The 22,730-nt window shown below is 69.7% G+C and carries 25 protein-coding genes; 13 read left to right on the top strand and 12 right to left on the bottom strand.

The genetic code is table 11. The features are described from left to right. Window positions 1–16: 16 nt before the first annotated feature. The 4 genes from benC to U4012_RS07465 all read left to right on the top strand — a co-directional run bounded on the left by benC (window position 17) and on the right by U4012_RS07465 (window position 3,750). Entirely contained in the window at window positions 17–1,039 is a 1,023-nt protein-coding gene (gene benC / locus U4012_RS07480; protein WP_321797351.1) for a benzoate 1,2-dioxygenase electron transfer component BenC, read from the top strand. Then, on the top strand, window positions 1,036–1,812 hold the full coding sequence (gene benD / locus U4012_RS07475) for a benzoate diol dehydrogenase BenD (protein ID WP_124521064.1): 777 nt from the start codon (window positions 1,036–1,038) through the stop codon (window positions 1,810–1,812). The genes benC and benD overlap by 4 nt, the downstream gene beginning before the upstream one ends. A gap of 112 nt (window positions 1,813–1,924) precedes the next feature. Continuing rightward, window positions 1,925–2,323 carry a RidA family protein gene (locus tag U4012_RS07470; RefSeq protein ID WP_044843433.1) on the top strand — a complete coding sequence of 133 codons (399 nt, stop codon included), beginning with the start codon at window positions 1,925–1,927 and terminating at the stop codon, window positions 2,321–2,323. A gap of 80 nt (window positions 2,324–2,403) precedes the next feature. Beyond that, on the top strand, window positions 2,404–3,750 hold the full coding sequence (locus tag U4012_RS07465) for an MFS transporter (RefSeq protein ID WP_044843434.1): 1,347 nt from the start codon (window positions 2,404–2,406) through the stop codon (window positions 3,748–3,750). 66 nt (window positions 3,751–3,816) lie between these two features. On the opposite strand, the gene U4012_RS07460 is transcribed toward U4012_RS07465, so the two are convergent. The 4 genes from U4012_RS07460 to coxB are packed head-to-tail and all read right to left on the bottom strand — an operon-like array spanning window position 3,817 to window position 9,524. Then, entirely contained in the window at window positions 3,817–5,427 is a 1,611-nt protein-coding gene (locus U4012_RS07460) for a cytochrome c (protein ID WP_321797348.1), read from the bottom strand. Continuing rightward, window positions 5,418–5,819 carry a cytochrome C oxidase subunit I gene (locus U4012_RS07455; RefSeq protein ID WP_321797346.1) on the bottom strand — a complete coding sequence of 134 codons (402 nt, stop codon included), beginning with the start codon at window positions 5,817–5,819 and terminating at the stop codon, window positions 5,418–5,420. The genes U4012_RS07460 and U4012_RS07455 overlap by 10 nt, the downstream gene beginning before the upstream one ends. Further along, window positions 5,816–8,455 carry a cytochrome c oxidase subunit I gene (ctaD, locus tag U4012_RS07450; RefSeq protein WP_321797344.1) on the bottom strand — a complete coding sequence of 880 codons (2,640 nt, stop codon included), beginning with the start codon at window positions 8,453–8,455 and terminating at the stop codon, window positions 5,816–5,818. The genes U4012_RS07455 and ctaD overlap by 4 nt, the downstream gene beginning before the upstream one ends. A gap of 13 nt (window positions 8,456–8,468) precedes the next feature. Further along, window positions 8,469–9,524, bottom strand: coding sequence for a cytochrome c oxidase subunit II (gene coxB / locus U4012_RS07445; protein ID WP_321797638.1), 1,056 nt, complete (start codon window positions 9,522–9,524; stop codon window positions 8,469–8,471). Between the two features lie 304 nt (window positions 9,525–9,828). Here coxB and U4012_RS07440 point away from each other — a divergent pair, with 304 nt between their 5' ends. After that, window positions 9,829–10,038, top strand: a complete 210-nt coding sequence (locus tag U4012_RS07440) for an SDR family NAD(P)-dependent oxidoreductase (protein WP_321797342.1) — start codon at window positions 9,829–9,831, stop codon at window positions 10,036–10,038. A gap of 5 nt (window positions 10,039–10,043) precedes the next feature. After that, complete coding sequence (locus tag U4012_RS07435) at window positions 10,044–11,819, top strand: glycoside hydrolase family 15 protein (protein WP_321797340.1); 1,776 nt, start codon at window positions 10,044–10,046, stop codon at window positions 11,817–11,819. A gap of 74 nt (window positions 11,820–11,893) precedes the next feature. Here U4012_RS07435 and U4012_RS07430 read toward each other — a convergent pair whose 3' ends face one another. Then, window positions 11,894–13,720 (bottom strand): thiamine pyrophosphate-requiring protein, encoded by a 1,827-nt coding sequence (locus tag U4012_RS07430; protein WP_321797338.1) that lies wholly within the window; start codon window positions 13,718–13,720, stop codon window positions 11,894–11,896. A gap of 189 nt (window positions 13,721–13,909) precedes the next feature. On the opposite strand from U4012_RS07430, the gene U4012_RS07425 reads away from it, so the two are divergent. The 3 genes from U4012_RS07425 (at window position 13,910) to U4012_RS07415 (ending at window position 15,899) form a co-directional block, all read left to right on the top strand. Next, a complete protein-coding gene (locus U4012_RS07425; RefSeq protein WP_044843440.1) occupies window positions 13,910–14,305 on the top strand; it encodes a DUF305 domain-containing protein in 396 nt (131 codons plus the stop codon). Window positions 14,306–14,817: 512 nt separating this feature from the next. Continuing rightward, complete coding sequence (locus tag U4012_RS07420) at window positions 14,818–15,300, top strand: BON domain-containing protein (RefSeq protein WP_321797335.1); 483 nt, start codon at window positions 14,818–14,820, stop codon at window positions 15,298–15,300. A gap of 113 nt (window positions 15,301–15,413) precedes the next feature. After that, complete coding sequence (locus U4012_RS07415; RefSeq protein WP_124485837.1) at window positions 15,414–15,899, top strand: DUF1641 domain-containing protein; 486 nt, start codon at window positions 15,414–15,416, stop codon at window positions 15,897–15,899. Window positions 15,900–15,992: 93 nt separating this feature from the next. Here the strand turns inward: U4012_RS07415 and U4012_RS07410 are convergent, their stop codons facing one another. From U4012_RS07410 to U4012_RS07400, 3 genes are all read right to left on the bottom strand, one after another. Then, on the bottom strand, window positions 15,993–16,547 hold the full coding sequence (locus tag U4012_RS07410; protein ID WP_235879327.1) for a GNAT family N-acetyltransferase: 555 nt from the start codon (window positions 16,545–16,547) through the stop codon (window positions 15,993–15,995). Between the two features lie 211 nt (window positions 16,548–16,758). Then, window positions 16,759–16,980 carry a hypothetical protein gene (locus U4012_RS07405; RefSeq protein ID WP_124485839.1) on the bottom strand — a complete coding sequence of 74 codons (222 nt, stop codon included), beginning with the start codon at window positions 16,978–16,980 and terminating at the stop codon, window positions 16,759–16,761. A gap of 75 nt (window positions 16,981–17,055) precedes the next feature. Next, window positions 17,056–17,319: an HPr family phosphocarrier protein gene (locus tag U4012_RS07400; protein WP_321797330.1), complete on the bottom strand. Its 264-nt coding sequence runs from the start codon at window positions 17,317–17,319 to the stop codon at window positions 17,056–17,058. Between the two features lie 365 nt (window positions 17,320–17,684). On the opposite strand from U4012_RS07400, the gene U4012_RS07395 reads away from it, so the two are divergent. Next, the gene (locus U4012_RS07395; protein ID WP_044843445.1) at window positions 17,685–18,029 is read left to right on the top strand and encodes a zinc ribbon domain-containing protein YjdM; all 345 of its coding nucleotides are present in this window, start codon (window positions 17,685–17,687) and stop codon (window positions 18,027–18,029) included. A 46-nt stretch (window positions 18,030–18,075) separates the two neighbouring features. Further along, window positions 18,076–18,912: a spermidine synthase gene (locus tag U4012_RS07390; protein ID WP_124528647.1), complete on the top strand. Its 837-nt coding sequence runs from the start codon at window positions 18,076–18,078 to the stop codon at window positions 18,910–18,912. Window positions 18,913–18,933: 21 nt separating this feature from the next. Here U4012_RS07390 and U4012_RS07385 read toward each other — a convergent pair whose 3' ends face one another. Then, window positions 18,934–19,119 carry a ribbon-helix-helix protein, CopG family gene (locus U4012_RS07385; RefSeq protein WP_044843447.1) on the bottom strand — a complete coding sequence of 62 codons (186 nt, stop codon included), beginning with the start codon at window positions 19,117–19,119 and terminating at the stop codon, window positions 18,934–18,936. A gap of 357 nt (window positions 19,120–19,476) precedes the next feature. Here U4012_RS07385 and U4012_RS07380 point away from each other — a divergent pair, with 357 nt between their 5' ends. Together U4012_RS07380 and U4012_RS07375 are read left to right on the top strand one after the other, a co-directional pair. Then, the gene (locus tag U4012_RS07380; protein ID WP_044843448.1) at window positions 19,477–19,827 is read left to right on the top strand and encodes a hypothetical protein; all 351 of its coding nucleotides are present in this window, start codon (window positions 19,477–19,479) and stop codon (window positions 19,825–19,827) included. Next, a complete protein-coding gene (locus U4012_RS07375) occupies window positions 19,824–20,036 on the top strand; it encodes a DUF2909 domain-containing protein (RefSeq protein WP_044843449.1) in 213 nt (70 codons plus the stop codon). Before U4012_RS07380 ends, U4012_RS07375 begins: the two co-directional genes overlap by 4 nt. 212 nt (window positions 20,037–20,248) lie before the next feature. On the opposite strand, the gene U4012_RS35900 is transcribed toward U4012_RS07375, so the two are convergent. Genes U4012_RS35900 through U4012_RS07360 form a run of 3 tightly spaced genes read right to left on the bottom strand, consistent with a single transcriptional unit; the run spans window position 20,249 to window position 22,727 of the window. After that, window positions 20,249–20,644 (bottom strand): DUF2970 domain-containing protein, encoded by a 396-nt coding sequence (locus U4012_RS35900; RefSeq protein ID WP_415750362.1) that lies wholly within the window; start codon window positions 20,642–20,644, stop codon window positions 20,249–20,251. Window positions 20,645–20,649: 5 nt separating this feature from the next. Continuing rightward, the gene (locus U4012_RS07365) at window positions 20,650–21,165 is read right to left on the bottom strand and encodes an NADH-quinone oxidoreductase subunit B family protein (RefSeq protein WP_044843451.1); all 516 of its coding nucleotides are present in this window, start codon (window positions 21,163–21,165) and stop codon (window positions 20,650–20,652) included. Continuing rightward, window positions 21,165–22,727: an NADH-quinone oxidoreductase subunit C gene (locus U4012_RS07360; protein ID WP_321797319.1), complete on the bottom strand. Its 1,563-nt coding sequence runs from the start codon at window positions 22,725–22,727 to the stop codon at window positions 21,165–21,167. The genes U4012_RS07365 and U4012_RS07360 overlap by 1 nt, the downstream gene beginning before the upstream one ends. Between the last annotated feature and the right edge of the window lie 3 nt (window positions 22,728–22,730).

Genomic DNA, 22,730 nt, shown 5'->3' with positions numbered 1-22,730 from the left:
ACAGGGAGACGAGGTCATGTCCACCTACAAGATTGCACTGAACTTCGAGGACGGGGTCACCCGCTTCATCGACTGCAAGGCCGGCGAGAAGGTGCTCGACGCCGCGTTCCGCGCGAAGATCAACCTCCCGATGGACTGCTCCGACGGCGTGTGCGGCACCTGCAAGTGCCGCGCCGAAAGCGGCAGCTACGACCTCGGCGACGATTACATCGACGACGCGCTCACCGAGGACGAGAAGGACGGCGGCCTCGTGCTGACGTGCCAGATGGTGCCGCAAAGCGATTGCGTGATCGCGGTGCCGAGCTCGTCGGTCGCATGCAAGACCGGCCACAGCGCGTTCGCCGCGACCGTGACGAAGGTCGACCCGCACAACGACGCGGCGATCGTGCTCGAACTCGACGTCGACGCGGCCGCACCGGTGTTCCTGCCGGGCCAGTACGTGAACATCGGCGTGCCGGGCAGCGGCCAGCACCGCTCGTACTCGTTCTCGTCCGCGCCGGGCGACACGAAGGTCGGATTCCTGATCAAGAAGATTCCGGGAGGCGTGATGAGCACGTGGCTCGAATCGGCCAAACCCGGCGACACGCTCGAACTGAACGGGCCGCTCGGCAGCTTCTACCTGCGCGACGTCGCGCGGCCGCTGCTGTTCCTCGCGGGCGGCACGGGTCTCGCGCCGTTCCTGTCGATGCTCGAGGTGCTCGCGCGCAGCGGTTCGCAGCAGAAGGTGCACCTGATCTACGGCGTGACGCGCGATCTCGACCTCGTGCTGGTCGACGCGATCGAAGCGTATGCGGCGAAGCTGCCGAACTTCAGCTTTGCGACGGTCGTCGCCGATGCGGCGTCGAGCCACGAACGCAAGGGCTGGGTCACGCAGCACATTCCGGCCGATGCGCTGAACGACGGCGACGTGGACGTCTATCTGTGCGGCCCGCCGCCGATGGTCGACGCGGTGCGCCAGTACTTCGACGATCAAGGCGTGAAGCCCAACAGCTTCCACTACGAGAAGTTCACCCCGAACGTGACGGCAAAGGCGGCATGACCATGCAACGATTCTCCGGAAAGGTCGTCGTCGTCACCGGCGCGGCGCAGGGCATCGGCCGCGGCGTCGCACTGCGCGCGGCGGCCGAGGGCGGCCAGGTGCTGTTCGTCGACCGCGCGGACTTCGTGGCCGAGGTGGCCGCCGAAGCACCTGGCGGCAACACGGCCGGCTTCATCGCCGATCTCGAGACCTACGACGGCGCGCGCGCGGCGATGGCGTGCGCGGTCGCGACGTTCGGCCGGATCGACGTGCTGATCAACGGCGTCGGCGGCGCGATCCGGATGCGGCCGTTCGCCGAGTTCGAACCCGAGCAGATCGACGCCGAAATCCGCCGCTCGCTGATGCCGACGCTCTACAGCTGCCACGCGGTGCTGCCGCACCTGCTGGCCGCGGGCGGCGGCACGATCGTCAACGTATCGTCGAACGCGACCCGCGGGATTCGCCGCGTGCCGTACTCGGCGGCGAAAGGCGGCGTCAATGCGCTGACAGCGGCGCTCGCGATGGAATACGCGGAGCACAACGTCCGCGTGGTCGCGACCGCGCCGGGCGGCACCACGGCGCCGCCGCGCCGCGTGCCGCGCAATGCGGCCGGCGACAACGCGCAGGAGCAGGCGTGGATGGCCGAAGCGGTGCGGCAGGTGACCGATTCGACTTTCTTCAAGCGCTACGGCAGCCTCGACGAGCAGATCGCGCCGATCCTGTTCCTCGCGTCGGACGAGGCGAGCTACATCACCGGCACGGTGCTGCCGGTCGCGGGCGGCGATACGGGTTGAGCGGCGCGCTTCTTCCGACACGTGCGCGCCGCAGTCCGGCATGCGCGCGAACGACCATCCAGCAACCATCCAACAACCGGCCGGCGCCGACGTGCCGGCCCCGGAGACACTCATGCCCAAACGCGAAGCGATCATCCCCGCCGGAATGGAAGCCGTGTACGAGAAAATCGGCTACGCGCCGGCGGTCAAGGTCGGAGATACCGTCTACGTATCCGGCCAGATCGGCCGCGATGCCGCGATGCAGCTCGTCGAAGGCCGCGAGGCGCAGATCGTGCAGGCGTTCGAGAACCTGAAGCGGGTGCTCGAGGCGGCCGGCGCATCGCTCGACGACGTGGTCGACCTGACGACCTTCCACACCGACATGCGCGACCTGCCGCTGTTCATGGAGGTACGCGACCGCTATCTGCATGCGCATCCGCGGCCCGCGTGGACCGCGGTCGGCGCGCACATGCTCGGCGGCTCGCCCGGTTACATCGTCGAGATCAAGGCCGTCGCGGTGCAGGCGGACTGATACGCGACCCCTTCACGCCGTAATTCAAAAACGATAAACGGATCGCCCCGCAACGACGGGGCGATCCTGGAGACGCTTTCATGACTGCTGCTTCCGTTCGCTCGATTCCCGCGTTGATCGACGACGCGCCGCTCGGCGCGTTGCAGATTCGCGTACTCGCGCTGTGCGTGCTGATCGCGCTGCTCGACGGCTTCGACACGCAGGCGATCGCGTTTACCGGCCCGGCGATCCTCGCGTCGTTCCGGCTGCCGGCCGGCGCGCTCGCCCCGATCCTGACCGCCGGGATCGTCGGCATGACGATCGGCGCGATGACGCTCGGCCTCGTCGGCGACCGCATCGGCCGCCGGCCGGCGATCATGATCGGCCTTGCTCTGTTCGGCAGTGCGACGCTCGCGACCGCATGGGCCGGCGACCCACGCCACATCCTCGCGCTGCGCTTCGTCGCGGGGCTCGGGATGGGCGGCTGCACGCCGGTGCTGCTCGCGCTCGCGGCCGAATACTGTCCGGCCCGGCTGCGCGGCGCGGTGATGACGGGCGTGCTGCTCGGCCTGCCCGCCGGCGCGATGCTCGGCGGGCTGCTCGCCGCGCGCATGCTGCCGGTGATCGGCTGGCCGGGGATCTTCGTCGTGGGCGGCGCGGCGCCGCTCGCGGTGCTCGGCCTCGTCGCGCTGCTGCTGCCGGAGTCGCTGTTTTATCTGGCGTCGCGTGACGACGCACGCGCGCAGCAGCGGGTGCGGGCGACGCTGTCGAAGATCGTCGCACAGGCGCTGCCGTCCGACGCGCGCCTGTCCGTGCCCGAAGAGGCGACGACGAAAGCGAGCGTCGCCGCGCTGTTCCGCGACGGCCACGCGGGCAACACGCTCGGCATCTGGGCGATCTACCTGCTGAACTGGATCGCATGGTTCATGCTGCTGTCGTGGCTGCCGACGGTGCTGAAGGCGGCCGGCCTGACCGCGCAGCAGGCGCCGGTCGGCACCGTGATCGTCAATGCGGTGTTCATCGTCTGCGCGATCCCGCTGTCGATCGTGCTGCCGCGCGTGAATACGCGCAACCTGCTCGGCGCGATGTTCGCGTCCGGCATCGCGATCGCGCTCGCCCTCGGCTACGCCGGCACGAACTGGGCGCTGGTGTTCGCGCTCGTCGGCGCGGCCGGGTTCGGCATCGGCGGGCAGCAGATCGCGCTGAACTACCTGATCGTCGGCGCGTATCCGACCGCGCTGCGCGCGACCGCGACCGGCTGGGCGATCGGGATGGGCCGCGCGGGCGCGATCGCCGGCTCGGCCGTCGGCGGCACGTTCCTGGCGTGGGGCGGGCCGTCCGGATTCTTCCTCGCGCTGGCCGTGCCGCTCGCGGGCGCCGCGCTTGCCACGCTCTGCCTGCGCCCGGGCCGGTCCGACGTCGAAGCGGCGCCGGCGATGCCGCACTGAGCGCGTGAACCGGCCGGTCCGGTTCGTACGGTTCGATTAGTCATACATGTCGATCGCGACCGGGGTTCAGCGGTGGATCGCCGCCCGCAACCGTCTCACATCCTGCTCCGACACCGGTGCGGCGCGATTGCCCCACGCGCCGCGCACATAGCTGACCACTGCGGCGATCTCGCTGCTGGTCAGCACACCGCGCATCGCCGGCATCCGCTGCACGGGCCCGTGCGTGCCGGGCGCCGGCCGTGCGCCTTCCACGACGATCCGGATCGCGCTGGTCGGATCGGCCGCGAGCACGGCGGAATTGCCGGCGAGCGGCGGCCCGCGCCCGGGCACGCCCGCGCCGTCGGCGCCGTGGCAACGCGCACAGAATCCTGCATATACGCCGGCTCCCGGCGCCTGCTGGCCGCCTTCCGGCCGCGGCCCGGCGGCCGTCAGCCGCGGGACGCCGACGCCGAGCGGATTCGTCGCGGCGGTCGGTTGCGCGGGCAACGACTTCAGGTACACGGCGATCGCGTGGCGGTCCGCATCCGTCAGCCGCGCGGTGCTCTCGGCGACGACCGGTGCCATCGCGCCGAACACGGCACCGCGCACCGCGTGGCCGCTGCGCAGGAACGCGGCGAGGTCGTCGGTGGTCCAGCGCCCGAGGCCGTCCGCATTCGCGCCGGTCAGGTTCGGCGCGAACCAGTGATCGTTGATGCCGCCCGTCAGGTACGCGGGACTGCGTTCGTCGTAGCCGCGCTCGTTGTAGGCCGGGCCGCGCGGCGTATGGCATGCGCCGCAGTGCCCGAGCCCCTGCACGAGATACGCGCCGCGATTCCATTCCGACGATTGCGACGGCTGCGGCGCGAAACGGTCGTGGTTCGCGAACGCGAGGCTCCACAGCGCGAGCGCCCAGCGCTGGTTGAACGGAAACGGCAGTTGCGTGAGCTTCGCAGCGTTCGCGGACGGCGCCACGCCGCGCATGAAATACGCGTACAGCGCGCGCACGTCGTCGTCGGTCATGCGCGCGAACGACGGGTACGGCATCGCCGGATAGAGCCGGCTGCCGTCCGCGCGCACGCCGCGCCGCAACGCGTCGTCGAACTGCCGCAGCGTGTAGTCGCCGATGCCGTGCGCCGTGTCCGGCGTGATGTTCGGCGCATAGATCGGTCCGAACGGGGAATTCACCGGCTGGCCGCCCGCGTACGGCGTGTGGTCGGCCGCGTCGTGGCAGGCCGCGCAGTCGCCGGCGAACGCGAGATAGCGGCCGCGCGCGATGGTGGCGGCATCGGCGCTCGCGGCGGCGGCGGCTACGACCGGGCGACGGGCGGCGGCCGCGGACGCCGCGGATGCCGCATCGCGCGGCGTGGCGGATGCCCCCGAGGCTGCCGAATCCGACGCCGTCGCATCGCGCGACCGCGACAGCCGCCGATCGCTTTCCACCCGCGCCGACATCGACGCCCCGGCATCGGCTGCCGCGAGAATCTTCACGAACCGCCAGCCCGATGCGGGCTCGGCTGCTTCAGCCGCCGACGCGGCGTCGGCCGTATCGCCGGCGGACATCGCGTGGTCGTCCCGCTGCATGTCGCATGCGGCGAGCACGGCGCACGCGGCGAGCGCAACGCCGGCGCGGCGCCCCGGAACGAGACGCGCCGGGCGCGAAACGATCGAAGCGAGCGCAACGAACGAGATCAGCGCCATGGACTGCACGGCCCCAGGAAAGCGGTGACGATCCCCGTGAACACGAGACCGATCACGAACCCGAGCGCGGCGAGCATCCCGCAGCGCGCGAGGAATCGCGTGCTGTCGTCGCGCGTCGCGGCCTGCACATCGGCGTCATGCCGGCGTTGCCAGGTGCGCACGAGCCACGTGGCGAAGACGGCCGCCAGCGCGAACGCGCACGCGGCGATCAGCGCGAGCCACACGCCGACGTGCGCCCAGCGCGGCACCGCCTGCGCGACGCCGAGCGGATAGCACGCGGTCGACGCGAGCGTTTCGGACGCGAGCATCTGCGCGAACCACAGCGCGGGCGCGCCGACCAGGCCGGCCGCGATCGCGAGCAAGGGCGTCCACGAGCGTCGCGCGCCGTTCATCCCGGGCTCCTGAGCCAGTACGGCGACACGTACAGCGCGGTGAAGATGAACAGCCACACGATGTCGACGAAGTGCCAGTAGAGCCCGCCGACCGTCAGCGCGACGCGTCGCTCGCGGCCGAAGAAGCCGGCGGCGGTCCACCCGGCGAGCAGCGCGAGGATCACGAGGCCGGCCACCACGTGTGCGAGGTGGAAGCCGGTGATCGTGAAGTACAGGCTGCCGTACAGATGCGCGGTCGGGCCGTACGGATGGTCGCGCCACTCGTGCAGTTGCACGAGCGCGAACGCGACGCCGAGCGCCAGCGCGACGGCGAGCGCGGCCACCGCGCGGGTCTGCCTGCCGGCCCGCACTGCGCGCTCGGCGAGCCACACGAACCCGCTGCTCGACAGCAGCACGACCGTATTCCCGGCCGCGAGCCCGAGCTTCGGCATCCCTTCGGGCGGCCACGGCGCGGCCGCTTGCGACTGCAGGTAGAAATAGCAGAACAGCAGGTAGCCGAACAGTCCGGCCTCGGTCACGATCAGCGTGATGACGCCCCACCAGCCGCCCGCGCGTTCGCCGTAACTGCCGACCGGCAACGGCTCGACGCACGCGGCCGGCGCGCCGGGCGGCACCGCGGCCGACGGCGGCCGTTCCGGATCCAGCCCGGCGGCCACCGACGGTGCCTGCGTGGTATCGCGGGCCGGCAGGCGCGCGCGCTGCCCGAGCGTGCGGCGCGGCCACAGCCACACGGCGGTCCCGATCGCGCAGCCGGCGACGGCCGCGCACACGAGCGTCGGCGAGCGCGCCAGCAGCGCGGCGCACACCGCGGTCGCGAGCAGCGCGAGCACGAGCGGCACGCTGCTGTCTTCGGGCATCTTCAGGATCGCGCTCGGCGTCGCCGCGAGCGGCGTGACGGCGAGCGCCTCGCGCCCGTCCGCGAGCCGGTAGCCGACCTGCACGCTGGTGCGCTTCGCGTCGTCGTGCGTTTCCCACAGCGGGTGCCGCGACGCCACGAGCGGCAGCACCGCGAAGTTGTACACGGGCGCGGGCGACGCGACCGACCATTCGAGCCCGGCCGCGCCCCACGGATTGCCGCCGGCGCGCGCGCCGCGCCGCGCGCTGACCAGCGCGTTGACGACGAACATCACGATCCCGATGCCGAACACGAACGAGCCGATCGTCGTCAGCAGGTTCGACGTGTCCCAGCCCATTCCGGACGGATAGGTATAGATGCGGCGCGGCATCCCGAGCAGCCCGGAGACGTGCATCGGGAAGAAGCCGAGGTTGAAGCCGACCAGCACGACCCAGAACGTCAGGCGTCCGAAGCGCTCGTTCATCATCCGCCCGGTGAATTTCGGGAACCAGTACGTGAGCCCGCCGAGCACCGGGAACACGTTGATGCCGAGCAGCACGTAATGCAGGTGCGCGACGACGAAATACGTGTCGGTCAGCTGCCAGTCGAGCGGCACCGCGGCCGTCATCACGCCGGACACGCCGCCGATCACGAACATCAGCACGAAGCCCGCGAAATACAGGAACGGCGTGCGGAACACCGGGCGGCCGGTCCAGATCGTCGCGAGCCATGCGAACACCGCGACCGCGCTCGGGATCGAGATCAGCATGCTCGCCGCGCCGAAGAACGCGAGCGCGAGCGGCGCGATGCCGGTCGCGAACATGTGGTGGACCCACACCTCGAAGCCGATCAGCATCGTCGCCACCGTCGATACCGCGACGGCCTCGTACGCGACGAGCGGCCGGCGGCAGAAGGTCGGCAGCGCGTCCGACACGATCCCCATCGCGGGCAGCACGACCACGTACACCCACGGGTGCGCGAACATCCAGAACAGGTGCTGCCACAACAGCGGCCGCCCGCCGTTCGCGACATCGAAGAAGTGCGTGCCGGCATTGCGGTCGAGCCACAGCAGCAGGAACGCGAGGCTCACGGACGGCACCGCGACGAGGTTCGCGACCGATGCGGTGAGCGTGCCCCACACGATGATCGGCAGCCGGTCGATCGACATCCCGTGCGCGCGCATCCGCAGCAGCGTGACGACGAAGTTCGCGGCGCCGCCGGTCGTCGAGACGCCGAGCAGGATCATGCCGAGCGCATAGATGTCGATGTTCGCGCCGGCGCTGTAGTCGAGCGACGTGAGCGGCACGTAATTGAACCAGCCGCCGTCCGGCACCGCGCCGAGCGGGAAGCTCGCATACAGGAACAGCCCGGCGAACAGGAACGCCCAGTACGAGAAAGCGTTCAGGCGCGGGAACGCCATGTCGCGCGAGCCGAGCATCAGCGGCCACAGATAGTTCGCGAAGCCGGACAGCACCGGCAGCGCGTACAGGAAGATCATCGTGACGCCGTGCATCGTGAACAGCGCGTCGTATTGCGCGGGCGTGAGCACCGTCGCATCCGGCCGCGCGAGCTGGATGCGCATCACGAGCGCCTCGACGCCGCCGAGCAGCAGGAACGCGAACGCGGTGACGATGTAGCGCAGCCCGATGCGCTTGTGGTCGACCGTGCCGAGCCAGCCGCGCCAGCCGGGTTCCGATTCCCACAGGCCGGCCAGTTCGCGCTCGTGCGCGGAGCCGGGCGGCGCTTCGCCGAGGTCCGGCACGCGGCTGAGCGGGGCGGGCGGGTCGCGGGCAACGGCCATCGTCATCCTCCGTTCAGTGCAGCGTCGCGAGATATGCGGCGAGATCGTCGGCGTCGCGCGGCGCGAGCGCGAACGACGGCATCAGCGTCTGCGGCTTGATCTGCTGCGCCTGCGCGAGCCAGCGCCGCAGGTTGTCGGGCGTGTTGTCGAGCGTGCCGGCCGCGAGCAGCCGGCGCGCGCCGAGATGCGACAGGTCGGGGCCCGCGTCGCCCTGCGCGTCGGTGCCGCGTACCGCATGGCAGCCCGCGCAGCGCGCGGCGAACAGGCGCTGGCCGCGCTGCTCGGCGCCGGCCGCCGGGGCAGGCGCCGGCTGCCGCTGCGCGGCGAGCCACGCGCGAAACGCATCGGGCGGTTCGGCCACGACCTCGAACGCCATGTGCGCGTGCTGCGCGCCGCAGTATTGCGAGCACTGTCCGCGATAGACGCCCGGCCGGTCGGCCTGAAGCCACTGGTGATTCGTCTGGCCCGGGATCGTCTGCGTCTTGCCGGCCAGTTGCGGGACCCAGAACGCATGGATCACGTCCGCACTCTTCAGTTCGACCGCGACGGGTTCGCCGACCGGGATGTGGATCTCGTTCGCGGTGACGAACGCGGTGCCACCCGCGTCGTCCGGATAGCGCACGGCCCACCACCAGTCGTGCGCGGTGACGACGATCGTGAGCGTGGGCGGACGCGGCGGCACTGCGATCGCGCCGAGCACGCGCAGCATGTAGACCAGCGCGCCGAACAGCAGCGCGATCGAGATCGCGGAGCCGACCGTCACGATCGCGAGCCCGCTGCCGTGACCGCCGCCCGCCTGAGCGCGGCGGCGAAACATCGCGATCAGCAGCAGCACCGCGATCGTCGCGCAGACGAACGTGCACAGCGCGAGCAAGGCCCAGCCGAGCACGAGCACCGGATCTGCAGCGGGGCCGGCAGCATGCGCGACGTACGCGAGCGGCAGCGGGCCGGCGGGTGACGCAGAAGCGTCGGCCGCACGCGCTGCCCGCGGCGCGACGATGCACGCGGCCGCGGCGATGCCGGCAATACCGGCGATATCGGCGGTATCGGCAATACGGCACGCACTCATGAACGGCGGGACGAGCAACGGCGACTCCTTGCCGGATCCGGCGGCGTGACGACAAACCGTTCGCGGCGGAGCAAGTTCCGTGCGCGGACGGCGCGTAGGCGAGGCGCCCGGCGTTGTGCACGCAACGTGCAGCGCGTTACAGCCGGCTTGTAAATCGGGCGACGGTTCATCGTTCGGGGGCAGGGTGCCGCGGCCCGTGCGATATCCGGCACGCAGTTTGCTACGCCGATCGTGTTACGGCCGGCAATCCCGGGAATGTCTCGGCGGCGTGCCGGCCACCGCGAACAAACAGGAGGAATCGACCGTGAGGACCGTCGCGATCACGAGTGCGAGTGCCGGGGGCGGCCGGGCCGCCACTCATGCGTTCGCGCGACGCGGTGCTAAGGTCGCGCTGCCTGCCCGCGATCCGCGCACGCTGCACGACACCGCATGCGAAGTGTGCGCGCATGGCGTCGAGGCGCCGCCGCTCGCCGTCGACGTCGGCGACGCCGCCGCGCGCAAGCTGAACCGGTGAGCGCGATGCTAATCGAGGACTACGCGCTGATCGGCGACGGACGCAGTGCCGCACTCGTCGCGCTCGACGGCAGCATCGACTGGCTGTGCTGGCCGGACTTCGATTCGCCGCCATGCTTTGCCGCACTCGTCGGCACGCCGGACAACGGCCGCTTCCGCATCGGGCCGCGTGATCCGGGGGCCCGCGCGACGCGCCGCTACCTGCCCGGCAGCGCGGTGCTCGAAACGACGTTCGAGACGTCGTCCGGCTGCGCCGTCGTGATCGACTGGATGAACTGGGCGGCGCCCGACCCGTGCCTGATCCGCAGCGTGCGCGGCGAGCGCGGCGCGGTCGAACTCGACGTCGATCTCGGCGTGCGCTTCGACTACGGCCACGCGCTGCCGTGGTGCCGCCGGCTCGGCCGGCGCTGGCGAATGATGACGGGCGGCGACGCGATGTGGCTCGATACCGACGCGCACCTCGACGTGCGGGACGACCGGCTCGTCGGCACGCAGCGGATCGCCGCGGGCGAGCGCGCGGATTTCTGCATCAGCTACGCGCGTTCATATGACCGGCCGCCGCCCTTGCCGGATGCGTACGCGTCGCTGCGCGACACGCTCGCGTCGTGGCGCGCCTGGTCGACGTGCAATACGGCGCAAGGCCCGTATCGCGACGCGATCGAGCGCGCGCTGATCACGGTGAAGCTGCTGTCGAGCGTGCGCACCGGCGGCATCGTCGCGGCGCCGACGAGCTCGCTGCCCGAATCCTTCGGCGGCATGCGCAACTGGGACTACCGGTACTGCTGGCTGCGCGACGCGAGCTTCACGCTGCGCGCGCTGGTGCGCTGCGGCTACCGCGACGAGGCGGCGCGCTGGCGCGACTGGCTGGTGCGCGCGATCGCCGATCATCCGGCGCAATTGCAGGTGCTGTACGCGGCCGACGGCGGCCGGCGGGCGGACGAATGGGAAGCCGCGCACCTGGCCGGTTACGAAGGCGCGCGGCCGGTGCGCTTCGGCAACGCGGCGGCCGAACAACTGCAGCTCGACGTGTACGGCGAAGTGCTGGCCGCGCTGTACCAGGCGCGCCGGCACGGGCTGCCGCCCGACGACGACGCATGGATGCTCGAGCGGCGGCTGCTCGAGCATCTCGCGACGATCTGGCGCGAGCCGGACGAGGGGATCTGGGAAGTGCGCAGCGGCCGGCACCCGTTCACGTCGTCGAAGGTGATGGTATGGGCGGCCGTCGAAAGCGCGTGCCGCTCCGCACACGCGTTCGATCATCACGCGCCGCTCGACGCGTGGCGACGCTGGGCCGATACCGTGCATGCGGACGTCCTCGCGCACGGCTACCACGCGAAACTCGGCCGCTTCGTCGACCGCTACGACGGTGACGGGCTCGACGTGAGCCTGCTGCTGATTCCGCTGACGGGGATGCTCGACGCGTCCGACCCGCGCGTCGCGGCGACGGTCGCCGCGATCGAGCGCGAGCTGGTCGAGGACGGCCTGCCGTTCCGTTATCGCCCGCCGCGCTTCGACGATGGTTGCGAGGGCAACGAGGGGGCGTTCGTCGCGGCCGGCTTCTGGCTGGTGCAGGTGTACCGGATGCAGGGACGCGACGCCGACGCGCACGCGCTGTTCGAGCGGCTGCTGCGCCTGCGCAACGACGTCGGTCTGCTGGCCGAGGAGTACGACGTGAAGGCGCGGCGCATGTGCGGGAATTTCCCGTTCGCGCTCGCGCAGGTCGGCCTGGTCAACGCGGCGCTCGCGCTGCAGGACGGCGGCGACGACGTCGACATCGGCTGACGCATTGCGCTGCACCGCGCCGCACGCGACGGGGCGGCACGACACGCGCACCGCGCCGTCCCGCCCGTGATGCGCTACGACCGGCTTGTCCCGCCCTTGCCACCGTGTTCGCCGTTGCCCGGCAGCACGGCCGACAGAACCTGCCGAGCGGTCTCGACGATCACGTTCGCCTCGCGCGCGTCGCCCTTCACCAGCGTTTGCGCGAAGTGCTTCGCCTGCTGCAGCGTCACGTGTGGCGGCAGCGGCGGTACTTCCGGGTCGCTCTTGACCTCGAGCACGACCGGACGGTCGGACGCGAGCGCCTCGTCCCACGCGGCGCCGAGCTGCTCCGGGTCGTCGACGTAGATGCCCTTCAACCCGAGCAGCGTCGCGAAGCGATAGTACGGCACATCCGGAATCTGCTGCGATGCGTCGAACTTCGGGTCGCCTTCCATCACGCGCTGCTCCCAAGTGACCTGGTTCAGGTCCTCGTTGTTCAGCACCATGCAGATCCAGCGCGGATCGGGCCATTGCCGCCAGTACTTCGCGACGGTGATCAGCTCGGCCATGTTGTTCATCTGCATCGCGCCGTCGCCGACCATCGCGATCACGGGGCGCGCCGGGTGCGCGAACTTGGCGGCGATCGCATACGGCACGGCGGCGCCCATCGACGCGAGGCCGCCGGACAGCGAGCCCATCATCCCGCGCCGCATCATCAGGTCGCGCGCATACCAGTTTGCGCAGGAGCCCGAATCGCTCGTCAGGATCACGTCGCCGGGCAGCCGTGGCGACAGTTCAGTGAACGCGCGTTGCGGATTCACGCCGCGACCGGGGCTCGCCTGCGCGGCCGCGCGTGCCGCGAGCGTGTCGCGCCAGTCCGCATTCCATTTCGCGATCCGGTCGCGCCAGCCGGTGTCGTCCCGTTCCTTCAGCAGGGGCAGCAGCGCGCGCAACGTCTCGGCGCTGTCGCCGACGAGGTTGACCTCCATCGGGTAGCGCAGGCTCAGCATGTCGGCCTTCAGGTCGATCTGCACGCCGCGTGCCTCGCCTTCCTTCGGCAGGAATTCCGAATAAGGGAAACCGGAGCCCACGACGAGCAGCGTGTCGCATTCGCTCATCAGCTCGTAGCTCGGCCGGGTGCCGAGCAGCCCGATCGCGCCGGTCACCCACGGCAGGTCGTCGGGCAGCGCCGCCTTGCCGAGCAGCGCCTTCGCCGCGCCCGCGCCGAGGCGGTCGGCCACCGCGATCGCCTCGTCGGTCGCACGCAGCGCGCCCGCGCCGACCAGCATCGCGACCCGCTTGCCGGCATTGAGCACGTCGGCCGCGCGCTGCAGGTCGTCGGGATATGGCACCACCTTCGGCGGCGTGTAGCCGATCCCCGAATGCACGGTGCCGTGCGCGCGCTTCGGCGGCGCGTAGTCGAGCGTCTGGAGGTCGTTCGGCAGCACCAGTGCGGTGACCGTGCGCGCACCGAGCGCGATGCGCACCGCGCGGTCGACCAGGTGGCGCACCTGGCCCGGCACGACGGCAAGCTGGACGAATGCGCCCGCAACGTCCTTGAACAGCGCCGGCAGGTCGACTTCCTGCTGGTAGTGGCCGCCGAGCGCCGCGCGCGCCTGCTGGCCGACGATCGCGAGCACCGGCATGTGGTCGAGCCGCGCGTCGTACAGGCCGGTCACGAGGTGCGTGGCGCCGGGGCCCGAGGTCGCGACGCACACGCCGAGCTCGCCTGTAAATTTTGCATGCGCGGACGCCATGAAGGCGGCCATCTCCTCGTGGCGCGCCTGCACGAACGCGATCTTGTCCTCGGCCCGGCTGAGCGCGCCGAAGAAGCCGTTGATGCCGTCGCCCGGGTAGCCGTAGATGCGGCGCACGCCCCAGTCATACAGCCGCTCGACGATGAAATCCGCCACTGTCGCCATGCCGTTTCTCCTTGGTTCGGGATGAGCCGATGCGCCGCGCGCGGGCGATCGCCGTGCGCGGCGTTGCCGGTGCGTCGCGCAATGCGCGTGCCGTGCGGGCGTGCCGGCTGCGTCGGGTACGGGCGTTGCAGGCAGGCGTTGCACGCGAAGAGCAGGCAACCGACCGTTCAATTCCCGAGGAGCCGTGACATGGATGCATTCACCCGCCGCCCGGTGCGCGCGGCCCGGCACTGCGCCGCCTGCGCACTGCTGGTCGCCGCCGCGGCAGCCGTATCGCCGGCGGGGGGCCAATTGCGCCCGCCCGACACCGTGACCGTTCCCGACACCTCGACCCAGGCGTACAAGCGCGCCGACCGCAGGATGATGGATGCGATGGAGGGCGCGCGTTATTCCGGCGACGCCGATCGCGATTTCGTGTCGCAGATGGCGCCGCATCACCAGGGTGCGATCGACATGGCACGGGTCGAGCTGAAGTACGGCAAGGACCCGACGCTGCGGCAGCTCGCGAGCCGCATCGTCGCCGCGCAGCGCGACGAGATCGCGTTGATGGAGCGCTGGCAGAAGATGCACGGCGCGACACCGTGAGCGCCGGCCATCACGCGGTTGAGCGGGCGCGGTCGGTCGTGTCGCGCCGGGCCGCATCCGCGCAGGGGGCGTGGGCATGACCGACGGCGGACGCCGCATGCCCGCGGTCAGGACCCCGGCGGGTGATCCTACAATTGCAACTAACGGTCAGTCGCATGCCCGCCCGCGACACGGATACGCACGCGCGGCGGCAACGCACGTCGCCCGACGCTCACGCATGAACCGGCTCGCAGGCCGCGGCCGGCTCGTGTACCGCGCCATTCGGCGCGCGTCACCGACGCATGCCGCGGTTTCCGTGCCCGTCACCGTCCATGGCCGACGGTGCTCGCCGGTCGCGGAATTTTCAAGCGCTTGTCATTTCGATCGCCCCGTCGCAGAGTAAGCCACGCGGCCCGGATGCCGCACCGGCGTGCGCGCAACGCCGCCGCAGCGGCGGCGTTGCGGCGAGGAACGGCTCATGCTGCACGTGTCGGCGAAGCCCGGCTGTCCCGGGTATCGACCACGGTGCTCCCATGACTTCCAGAACACGCTCGAACAACCCGTTGTTGAATCTCGCGGTAGCCGTCGCGTGCGGCGCGGCGGCGATGTATTTCCTCGATCCGGCGTCGGGCGGGCGGCGGCGCGCGTACGTGCGCGACAAGGCTGCCGCGGGCCGCCACGGCGTGGTCGACTACGCGAATACGCAGGCGAAGCGCGCGGCCGACCATGCGCGCGGCGCGATCGCGGGGCTGCGCGCCGACTGGCTCGCCGGCGACGCGGACGACGCACTGGTCACCGAACGCGTGCGTGCCGCGCTGGGCCATCTGGTCGGGCGTCCGCGCGACGTCGACGTGACCGTCGAGCACGGGCACGTGCGCCTGAGCGGGCAGGTGGAAGAAGCGGAACGGCATGCCGTCGTCGACGGCGTGGCCGCGCTGCGCGGCGTGCAGACCGTCGAGGATGCGATGGGCGCACGCAGCGAATACAAGGCGCCGCCCGGCGGCCCGACGCACTGACGGCGACATCGGCTGCGCGCCGGCGGGCGCGGTGAACGAAGCACGACACGAATCCGGCGCACGCGTGGCGGCCGCAACGTCCGTCACGCCGCGCCTCATCCGGAGAACCGCTGATGACCGATCGTCCCTATCCCGCCACGACGCCTCCGGCACCGGAGCCCGACGCGCACCACGCGCTCGAAAGCCTGCTCGGCAGCCTCCACCGCCATGGCTTCCTGCGCTTCGCGAACGAGGTCGTCAGCGCGAATGCGCAGATGGCCGAGACGTTCGTCGGCGCGTTCGACAAGCCCGGCATGCAAAGCGGCATGCAGAATCTCGCGGCACTCGTGACGGCGCTGTCGCGGATTCCGCCGGAGCAGTTCGGCAAGGCCGTGTTCGCGGCCGCCGACGCGCTGCATCACATCGGCGCGTGGCAGCCGGCCGAGCACGAGCACGTCGCGCCCGGCGTACGCGGCGCGTACCGGCTGTTGCACGACGAAGCGCTGTGGGATGCGCTGACGCCGCTGCTCGAAGGGTTGAAGGTGTTCGCGCAAGGCCTCGCGCGCGAGCCGGAGAATCCGGCGTCGTCCGCGCTCAGCGACAAGCCGGCGGACACGTGACGGCGGCGGGCGCACCGACCCGCGGCATGCAAGGGTTGTGCTGGCTCGCGATCGTTGCGCGTTCCGTCGTCGGCGGCGACAGCGGCATCGTGCCTAGCGGCACGCGCGCGAAAACAGCAGCGAATCGGCGTCGTTGAAGCGGATCCGCACCGGATCGGCATACCCGGCCTTCTGCGCGACGCGGATCGACGCGACGTTGGTCGGTGCGATCAGGCACACGCTGCGTTCGAACCGGTTCTGCGCATCAAGCCAGCCGAGCGCATGCGCCAGCGCCTCGGTCGCATAGCCCTTGCCGTGCGCCCAGCTCGCGAGCGCCCAGCCGGCTTCCGGCACGCCGCGAATCGGCGGCTCGACCGCGCGGTGGAAGTCGGCGAAGCCGAGATCGCCGACATAGCGGCCCGTTGTCTTCTCGCGGATCGCCCAGTAGCCGTAGCCGAGCAGCGGCCACAGCCCGCGATACGCGAGCAGCCGCATCCACGAGTCGCGCGGCGCCGACGGCTTGCCGTTGAAGATGTGCTCGACGACGGTCGGCTCGGTCCACATCGCGGCGAGCGCGTCGAAGTCGCCGAGCGGATGGCCTTCGAGGATCAGGCGGGGCGTGTCGAGAACCGGTGGGGACGTGACGGGCGGCAGGGCGCGGGAGGTCATCGGGCGTTCCATGAGGAAAGGAAGGCGAAGGCGGCACGGTGCGCCGCACTTGGGTCCCGTACGATACCGCGGAAACCGCGGCGCGGCCGCAAATCCCCGCCGGCAGCGGGGCATGCGAATCGCATCGCCGGGATAGCCGTCGCCCGACGGGGTCGGCACGGGACGGCGGTCGCGTGGCAGCAGCGCGCCCGTGCCGGCCGTTTCCTGTTTCCTACTTCCGGCTTTTCAGGAAGTTGCGGCCGTGCGCGGTGATCGATGCTCCGGAACGGCCATGCGCGGCATGGCTGACGAAGCCCGCGCCGACGAGTTCCTGCTCGACCGACCAGCCGAGCGCCGGCGCATCGCGGCCGTAGCGCACGTCGGCGAGGCGCTCGAGCGCCCAGAGCGCGGATGCGGACAGGTTGGGGGAATTGGACGTGACGTTGTCGTTCATCGCTTCCTCGGGGACGGGTGATTCAGGGTGAACGGCACGAGGCCGTGGGATCGGGCGACGCGGCGCGCGGCGGCGTCAGCCCGCCTGCAGCAACGGCAACAGCGCCTGGAGCGCCGCTTCCTCGTCGGGGCCGGTGGCAAGCATCTGCGCGGACGTGCCGCCATGCATCTGCAGCGCCGCGATGGCCGTTGCATCCTTCGCGCTGCCGCTGAGCCCGTTGGCGAGCAGCAGGATCTCGCTTTCGAAGCGGTGTGCCGCCGCGACGATTGCGTCGCGGGACGCGGCCGCACGGCCGCGGTTCCATGCGGGGCCGATTTCAACGTAGACGACGGTTGCCACGTGCGGATCAGCCTCGGGGAAAATCGCCGGAACGGCGTGCAATGGCCGGCCGGCAGCACGGCGCGAACGCGCGGCGCGCGGCTTCCCGACGGGGCGCCGCGCGCCGTGCATCGGGTGCCGGTGCGGCATTCATCTCGAACATGTCGACATCCTCAGCGAAACCGCCTTCAAGTCCGGCGAATGATCGAAAGCTGACGATTATAATACGACAGCTGGATTATGTGTATTGCATTATAATGTCGTGTGCGCATCGCGCTGCCCTGCCGATGCGTGGATCGCAGCGGTGCGCGCGCGGTCCGGGCCACGTGCTTGCGTGCCCGGTATTTTTTTCGATTGACCTGAACCCCCACCGAATGGAAGCTGCAATGAACGCCGCCCCCGCCTGCCCGCAATGCGCGATGGAAAACACCTACCCGGACGGCACGCTTTACGTGTGCGCGGACTGCGGCCATGAATGGTCGGCCGGCGCCGGCGCCGAAGCGGGCGACGAACCGGCGGGCGACGTCGTCAAGGACGCGAACGGCAACGTGCTGTCGGACGGCGATTCCGTCGTGCTGATCAAGGATTTGCGCGTGAAGGGCTCATCGATCACGCTGAAGATGGGCACCAAGGTGAAGAGCATCCGTCTCGTCGGCGGCGATCACGAAGTCGATTGCAAGACCGACATGGGCGGCTTCATGCTGAAGGCCTGCTACCTGAAGAAGGTATGACCGCACGCGGCGCGACCGACGCTCCGATCAACCGGGCCTGCCGAGCATGAGCGAGGATCGAGCGTCCTATGACGCATTCCTGCAGTTCCTGGCGATGCCGTTGAACGACGGCCGGCCGTTCGTGCTCGAGACGAAGCACGCGGTGTCGCTGCACTTCGACCACTTCGGCACGCAGAGCTTCATGTCGCTGCAGGATCCGGTCAGGCTCGAACTCGGTTATACGCGCGTGATGATGGGTTTCCTGCTGCTGCAGCCGGTGCCGGCGCGCATCTGCATGATCGGGCTCGGCGGCGGATCGCTCGCGAAATACTGCTATCGGCACCTGCCCGACACGGCGATCGACGCGGTCGAGATCAACCCGGACGTGATCGCGCTGCGCGACGTGTTCCGGATTCCGCAAGACGACGCGCGCTTCGCGGTGGTCTGCGCGGACGGCGCCGACTACGTGGCAAGGCCCGAGGTCCGGGCGGACGTGATCCTGCACGACGCGTTCGTTGCCGACGGCATGCCGGGCAGTTGCACGGGCGTGGCCTTTCTCGACGCGTGCCGTGCGCGGCTGAGCGAAACGGGCGTGCTCGCGATCAACTTCATGGACGACGATCCGGCGTTGCCGCGGCATCTCGAGCAACTGCGCGCGGTGTTCGACGATTCGTATGCGCTGGTGCCGTGCGGCGACGACAACAACTTCATCGCGTTCGCGTGGAAGAACGGCAACCCGTTGCCGTCGCTGCGGATCCTGCTCGAACGCGCGCTCGGGTTCGGTTCGGCCGGCGCGCTCAAGCTGTCGTCCACCGCCCGGCGCATGAAGGCCGGGGAGGGCATCGATCCCGCGCGGCTCGTGTGGCGCGCGCGTGAACATGCACGGTGGGAGATCTGCGCGTGACGGCGCCGGGTTCGGCCGGGCTTACTTCACCCGCTTGCCGAGCGTGCTCTTGGTCTTGTACGTGACGCCGTGTTTGTCGAGATACTCGCGGATCAACTGACGCACGACTTGCGACGGCGTGAGATCCTGCTCCGCGCAGAGCAGGTCGAACGCTTCTTTCTTCGCGGGGTCGATCAGGACGGTCAGGCGGGCGGTTTTCGTTTCCATCGTGAGGCGGGCGCGGTCGATATGTTAATCAAATTATAATCCATCCGTTTTTGCCGCTCTGTCTGAATGCGCGATTGTGGTGTGCGAGCGAACTCGCGACGCCGGCATTCGCGCGCTGAGAACGGATCGTCGATCGCGCGGCAAGCATGATAACCGGATTATCATACCCTGTTGGTCGTATGGGGCTTTAAGTACAATGTCGGACGTGGCTGCCGGCGCCGGCCTGCCCAAGCGGTGCCGGCGTTTGCGCGATGGGTGCCGGCCGCTTCCGTTTCCATGCGGCCCGTGCGGGCCGTCACCGCGGCGCTGCCTGGCCGTTGCTTCGCCATTACTACACGCCACTCCGATATCCGCCTCATGACCCCGATCAAGTTCGTTCTCCGCTATACGGCGATTCCGTTTGCAGCCATCGTGGCCGTCGTGGTGTGGGCCGTCGTGCCGTCGTCGAAAGAGATCGACGCGCGGCAATATGCCGCGCTGTCGCGCGGATACGCGAGCTTTCCGCTACCGTTTCGGCATGAGATATCGGAAGCGATGGAGCAGGGCCGGATCAGCGACCGTCATTACCAGACGCTCGTGCGCGATTCGCTGGGTAATGGCGTGGCGCTGGACTGGCCGGCGTCGGGCGTCGCCGACGTCGCTGCCGAGCGGCAAAGGCTGGCCGAACTGCTGAAGACCGATTCGGGTCTGGAGGAACACAAACAATGAAGATTGCGCTGGTTTCGGCGGCTTTCGTGATGATTATCGGAAGCCTGGTTTTCGCGTTGTATTTCATGAATCACGACCGTGGCGGAAGCAAGCGGATGGCGTGGTCGCTGGCGGCGCGCGTGGGGTTGTCGATCACGCTGTTCCTGTCGCTGCTGATCGCATACCGGCTCGGGTGGATCGAACCGACGGGGCTGCCGATCGGGCGGTGATGCGCGGCATTCGGTCGCGCGTCGACCGGCGCGGTCGGCGCCGATGACCTGGATCGTCGATACGATACGGGAGAACCGGCCGATCGAGCCGGGCGACCCGGGCGACCCGATCGCACCGGGCCTGCCGATCTTCACACCGTAGCGATCGGGCATGCGCGCGACCTGGCCGGTGCGTTGCCGTGGCGAGCTCGCGCATTCGTGGCGGCGAACCGTCAACCCACGGCCAGATGAACGACGATCAACAGCAGCGCAATGAATGCGCCAAGTGCAACGAACGCGGCAATGACTACCGCGAACGGGTTGAGTTGCGTCGCATCCGCTTCGAGATTCTTTCGTTTGTTGACGCCGAGAAACGCCAGGAAGACCGCGCGGAACGCACGCACGATCTGGTCTTTTCCTTTTTCAGTCATACAGTTTTCCTTCGCCTCAATAAAAGTTGCAGGGATACCGATACCGCGCGTCGCGCGCGGCGCGTGAGCATCGCGTTTCCGTTTGCACGCGGATCGTTCGGTGGCTTTGCGCCGGCCCCGGCTTGCGTTCGAACGAGACGACGTCATGGATCCGGATATCCGCGCCTCATCGGCCGCCTGAAGGATTGCCGCGGGCATTCGCTTCAAGCTCCGCGTGATCGGCAGGCGGTCAGGATGCCGCGCAGCAAATCGACCGGAGGGGGCGGGCATCCGGGGATGGTCACGTCGACGGGCAGGACCGACGAAACGGGGCCGCACACCGCATAGCTGTCGGCAAAGATGCCGCCCGTGCATGCGCACTCGCCGGCCGCGACGACGAGTTTCGGCGCCGGCGTGGCGTCGTACGCGGCAAGCACGGCGGCCTTCATGTTCAGCGTGACGGGGCCGGTCACGAGCAGCAGGTCCGCATGGCGCGGGCTGGCGACGAATTTGATCCCGAGCCCTTCGATGTTGTAGTACGGGTTGTTCAGCGCGTGGATCTCCAGCTCGCAACCATTGCACGAACCCGCGTCGATCTGCCGGATGCACAAGGCGCGGCCGAGGAGGTCGAGTATGTCCTGACGAATCTGCTGCGCCTCGTGTCGCCACGCGGCTTCGGTGGCCGGCACGGGTTCGTCGGGAAAGTCGGTGCGCGCGAATTGACGGATGAGTTGCCACATCAGAGATCGTGCCCCGCGTAGTTCAGGTTGAACGACTTGTTGATCAGCGGGAAATCGGGAACGATGTTGCCGATGATCGCGTGCTCGAGCGCCGGCCAGTTCTGCCAGGACGGATCGTGGCAATGGCAGCGCGCGATGGCATCGCCCGATGCCGTCTCGAGCGCGACGAACACGTCGCCGCGCCAGCCTTCCACCCAGCCGATGCCCGCGGATGGCGCCGCCGCGGGCATGACGGCGGCGGCGATCGGCCCCTCCGGAAGATTCGCGAGCAGGACAGTCATCAGGCGCAGCGATTCGTCGATTTCGGCAAACCGCACGGCGACCCGCGCCGCAACGTCGCCGCGCGCATCGCTTGCGGCCTGGACGGCCAGGTCGTGGTACGGGGCCGGGCGCAGGTTCGCGCGCACGTCGAAGCTCTGGCCGCTGGCGCGGGCGGCCATGCCGCGCACGCCGAAATGCGCGACGACGTCGGCATTCAGGCGGCCGGTGCCGAGAAACCGGTCCTGCAGCCCGGACTGGTCCTCGTAGATCTTGCGCATCACGTGCACGTCGCGTGCAATGCGTTCGCACTGTTCGGTGAGGATCGCCGCGTCTTCCGGATCGATGTCGACGGCCAGCCCGCCCGGCACGATCCGGTCCATCAGGTAGCGATGCCCGAAGACGCCGCCGTTGGTCCGGATCCAGTTCTCCTTGAGCCGCGAGAACTGCGCGAGACCGAACGCGAATCCGGCATCGTTGCCGAGCGCGCCGAGGTCGCCGAGGTGATTGGCGATGCGCTCGCGCTCGAGCAGGAGGGCGCGCAGCACCAGCGCACGCGCCGGCACGGCCGTGCCGCAGGCCTGTTCGAGCGCCATGCAATAGGCCCACGAGAACGCGACGGTCGAGTCGCCGGCGATCCGGCCCGCAACGCGATGGCCGTTCGATGCGGCCGTCCGTTCGAACAGCCGTTCGACGCCGCGATGTACATAGCCGAGCCGTTCCTCGAGCCGCAGCACCTTCTCGCCGACGACGGAAAACCGGAAATGGCCCGGCTCGATGATGCCGGCGTGAATCGGCCCGACCGCGATTTCATGCACGCCGTCGCCGGCAACCTGCACGAACGGATAATCCGCTTCGTTCGATTCGAATCGCTCGATGCCGGTTGCCTGCTTCTGCAACGGAAAGTAGTCGTCGGGCCAGTTACCGTGATTGAGCCACGGGCGCGTGTCGCGCGCATCGCGCGCGCGCAGGCCGGTCAGGTCGAAAATGGCGCGCTGCATGCGCGTTGCGGCGGGAAACACGCCCGCGAGATCGGGATAGTCGCCGTCGGCCCGCGGTTCCGGCCCGGTCGCGAGACGCACCCACAGGACGCCGTCGTCGCATTCGTACGCCGCATTGACCGAAAATACGCGCGCGCGCGTTTCGCCGCCCCACATCGCGACGAGCCGGCTTCGTTCGCTCCGCGCGGCGTGCGCGATGTCGAGCCAGCGCGGTTCGTCCACGTCAACCACGGCGGCCGGAACCTGGCCTGCCGCGTGCCGCAGGCGCGTCGAGCCGTCCGCCTGAATCAAGTCGAGTCGCATCGT

Source organism: Burkholderia sp. BCC1988 (assembly GCF_905339895.1).
Lineage (GTDB): Bacteria > Pseudomonadota > Gammaproteobacteria > Burkholderiales > Burkholderiaceae > Burkholderia.
This window is presented reverse-complemented; position numbering and strand designations above follow the sequence as displayed.

What these genes read in the sequence shown, in the direction of transcription:
- benC (WP_321797351.1), top strand. Translation starts at nt 17, where the DNA reads ATGTCCACCTACAAGATTGCACTGAACTTCGAGGACGGGGTCACCCGC.
- benD (WP_124521064.1), top strand. Translation starts at nt 1,036, where the DNA reads ATGACCATGCAACGATTCTCCGGAAAGGTCGTCGTCGTCACCGGCGCG.
- U4012_RS07470 (WP_044843433.1), top strand. Translation starts at nt 1,925, where the DNA reads ATGCCCAAACGCGAAGCGATCATCCCCGCCGGAATGGAAGCCGTGTAC.
- U4012_RS07465 (WP_044843434.1), top strand. Translation starts at nt 2,404, where the DNA reads ATGACTGCTGCTTCCGTTCGCTCGATTCCCGCGTTGATCGACGACGCG.
- U4012_RS07460 (WP_321797348.1), bottom strand. Translation starts at nt 5,427, where the DNA reads ATGGCGCTGATCTCGTTCGTTGCGCTCGCTTCGATCGTTTCGCGCCCG.
- U4012_RS07455 (WP_321797346.1), bottom strand. Translation starts at nt 5,819, where the DNA reads ATGAACGGCGCGCGACGCTCGTGGACGCCCTTGCTCGCGATCGCGGCC.
- ctaD (WP_321797344.1), bottom strand. Translation starts at nt 8,455, where the DNA reads ATGGCCGTTGCCCGCGACCCGCCCGCCCCGCTCAGCCGCGTGCCGGAC.
- coxB (WP_321797638.1), bottom strand. Translation starts at nt 9,524, where the DNA reads ATGAGTGCGTGCCGTATTGCCGATACCGCCGATATCGCCGGTATTGCC.
- U4012_RS07435 (WP_321797340.1), top strand. Translation starts at nt 10,044, where the DNA reads ATGCTAATCGAGGACTACGCGCTGATCGGCGACGGACGCAGTGCCGCA.
- U4012_RS07430 (WP_321797338.1), bottom strand. Translation starts at nt 13,720, where the DNA reads ATGGCGACAGTGGCGGATTTCATCGTCGAGCGGCTGTATGACTGGGGC.
- U4012_RS07425 (WP_044843440.1), top strand. Translation starts at nt 13,910, where the DNA reads ATGGATGCATTCACCCGCCGCCCGGTGCGCGCGGCCCGGCACTGCGCC.
- U4012_RS07420 (WP_321797335.1), top strand. Translation starts at nt 14,818, where the DNA reads ATGACTTCCAGAACACGCTCGAACAACCCGTTGTTGAATCTCGCGGTA.
- U4012_RS07415 (WP_124485837.1), top strand. Translation starts at nt 15,414, where the DNA reads ATGACCGATCGTCCCTATCCCGCCACGACGCCTCCGGCACCGGAGCCC.
- U4012_RS07410 (WP_235879327.1), bottom strand. Translation starts at nt 16,547, where the DNA reads ATGACCTCCCGCGCCCTGCCGCCCGTCACGTCCCCACCGGTTCTCGAC.
- U4012_RS07405 (WP_124485839.1), bottom strand. Translation starts at nt 16,980, where the DNA reads ATGAACGACAACGTCACGTCCAATTCCCCCAACCTGTCCGCATCCGCG.
- U4012_RS07395 (WP_044843445.1), top strand. Translation starts at nt 17,685, where the DNA reads ATGAACGCCGCCCCCGCCTGCCCGCAATGCGCGATGGAAAACACCTAC.
- U4012_RS07390 (WP_124528647.1), top strand. Translation starts at nt 18,076, where the DNA reads ATGAGCGAGGATCGAGCGTCCTATGACGCATTCCTGCAGTTCCTGGCG.
- U4012_RS07385 (WP_044843447.1), bottom strand. Translation starts at nt 19,119, where the DNA reads ATGGAAACGAAAACCGCCCGCCTGACCGTCCTGATCGACCCCGCGAAG.
- U4012_RS07380 (WP_044843448.1), top strand. Translation starts at nt 19,477, where the DNA reads ATGACCCCGATCAAGTTCGTTCTCCGCTATACGGCGATTCCGTTTGCA.
- U4012_RS07375 (WP_044843449.1), top strand. Translation starts at nt 19,824, where the DNA reads ATGAAGATTGCGCTGGTTTCGGCGGCTTTCGTGATGATTATCGGAAGC.
- U4012_RS35900 (WP_415750362.1), bottom strand. Translation starts at nt 20,644, where the DNA reads ATGCCCGCGGCAATCCTTCAGGCGGCCGATGAGGCGCGGATATCCGGA.
- U4012_RS07365 (WP_044843451.1), bottom strand. Translation starts at nt 21,165, where the DNA reads ATGTGGCAACTCATCCGTCAATTCGCGCGCACCGACTTTCCCGACGAA.
- U4012_RS07360 (WP_321797319.1), bottom strand. Translation starts at nt 22,727, where the DNA reads ATGCGACTCGACTTGATTCAGGCGGACGGCTCGACGCGCCTGCGGCAC.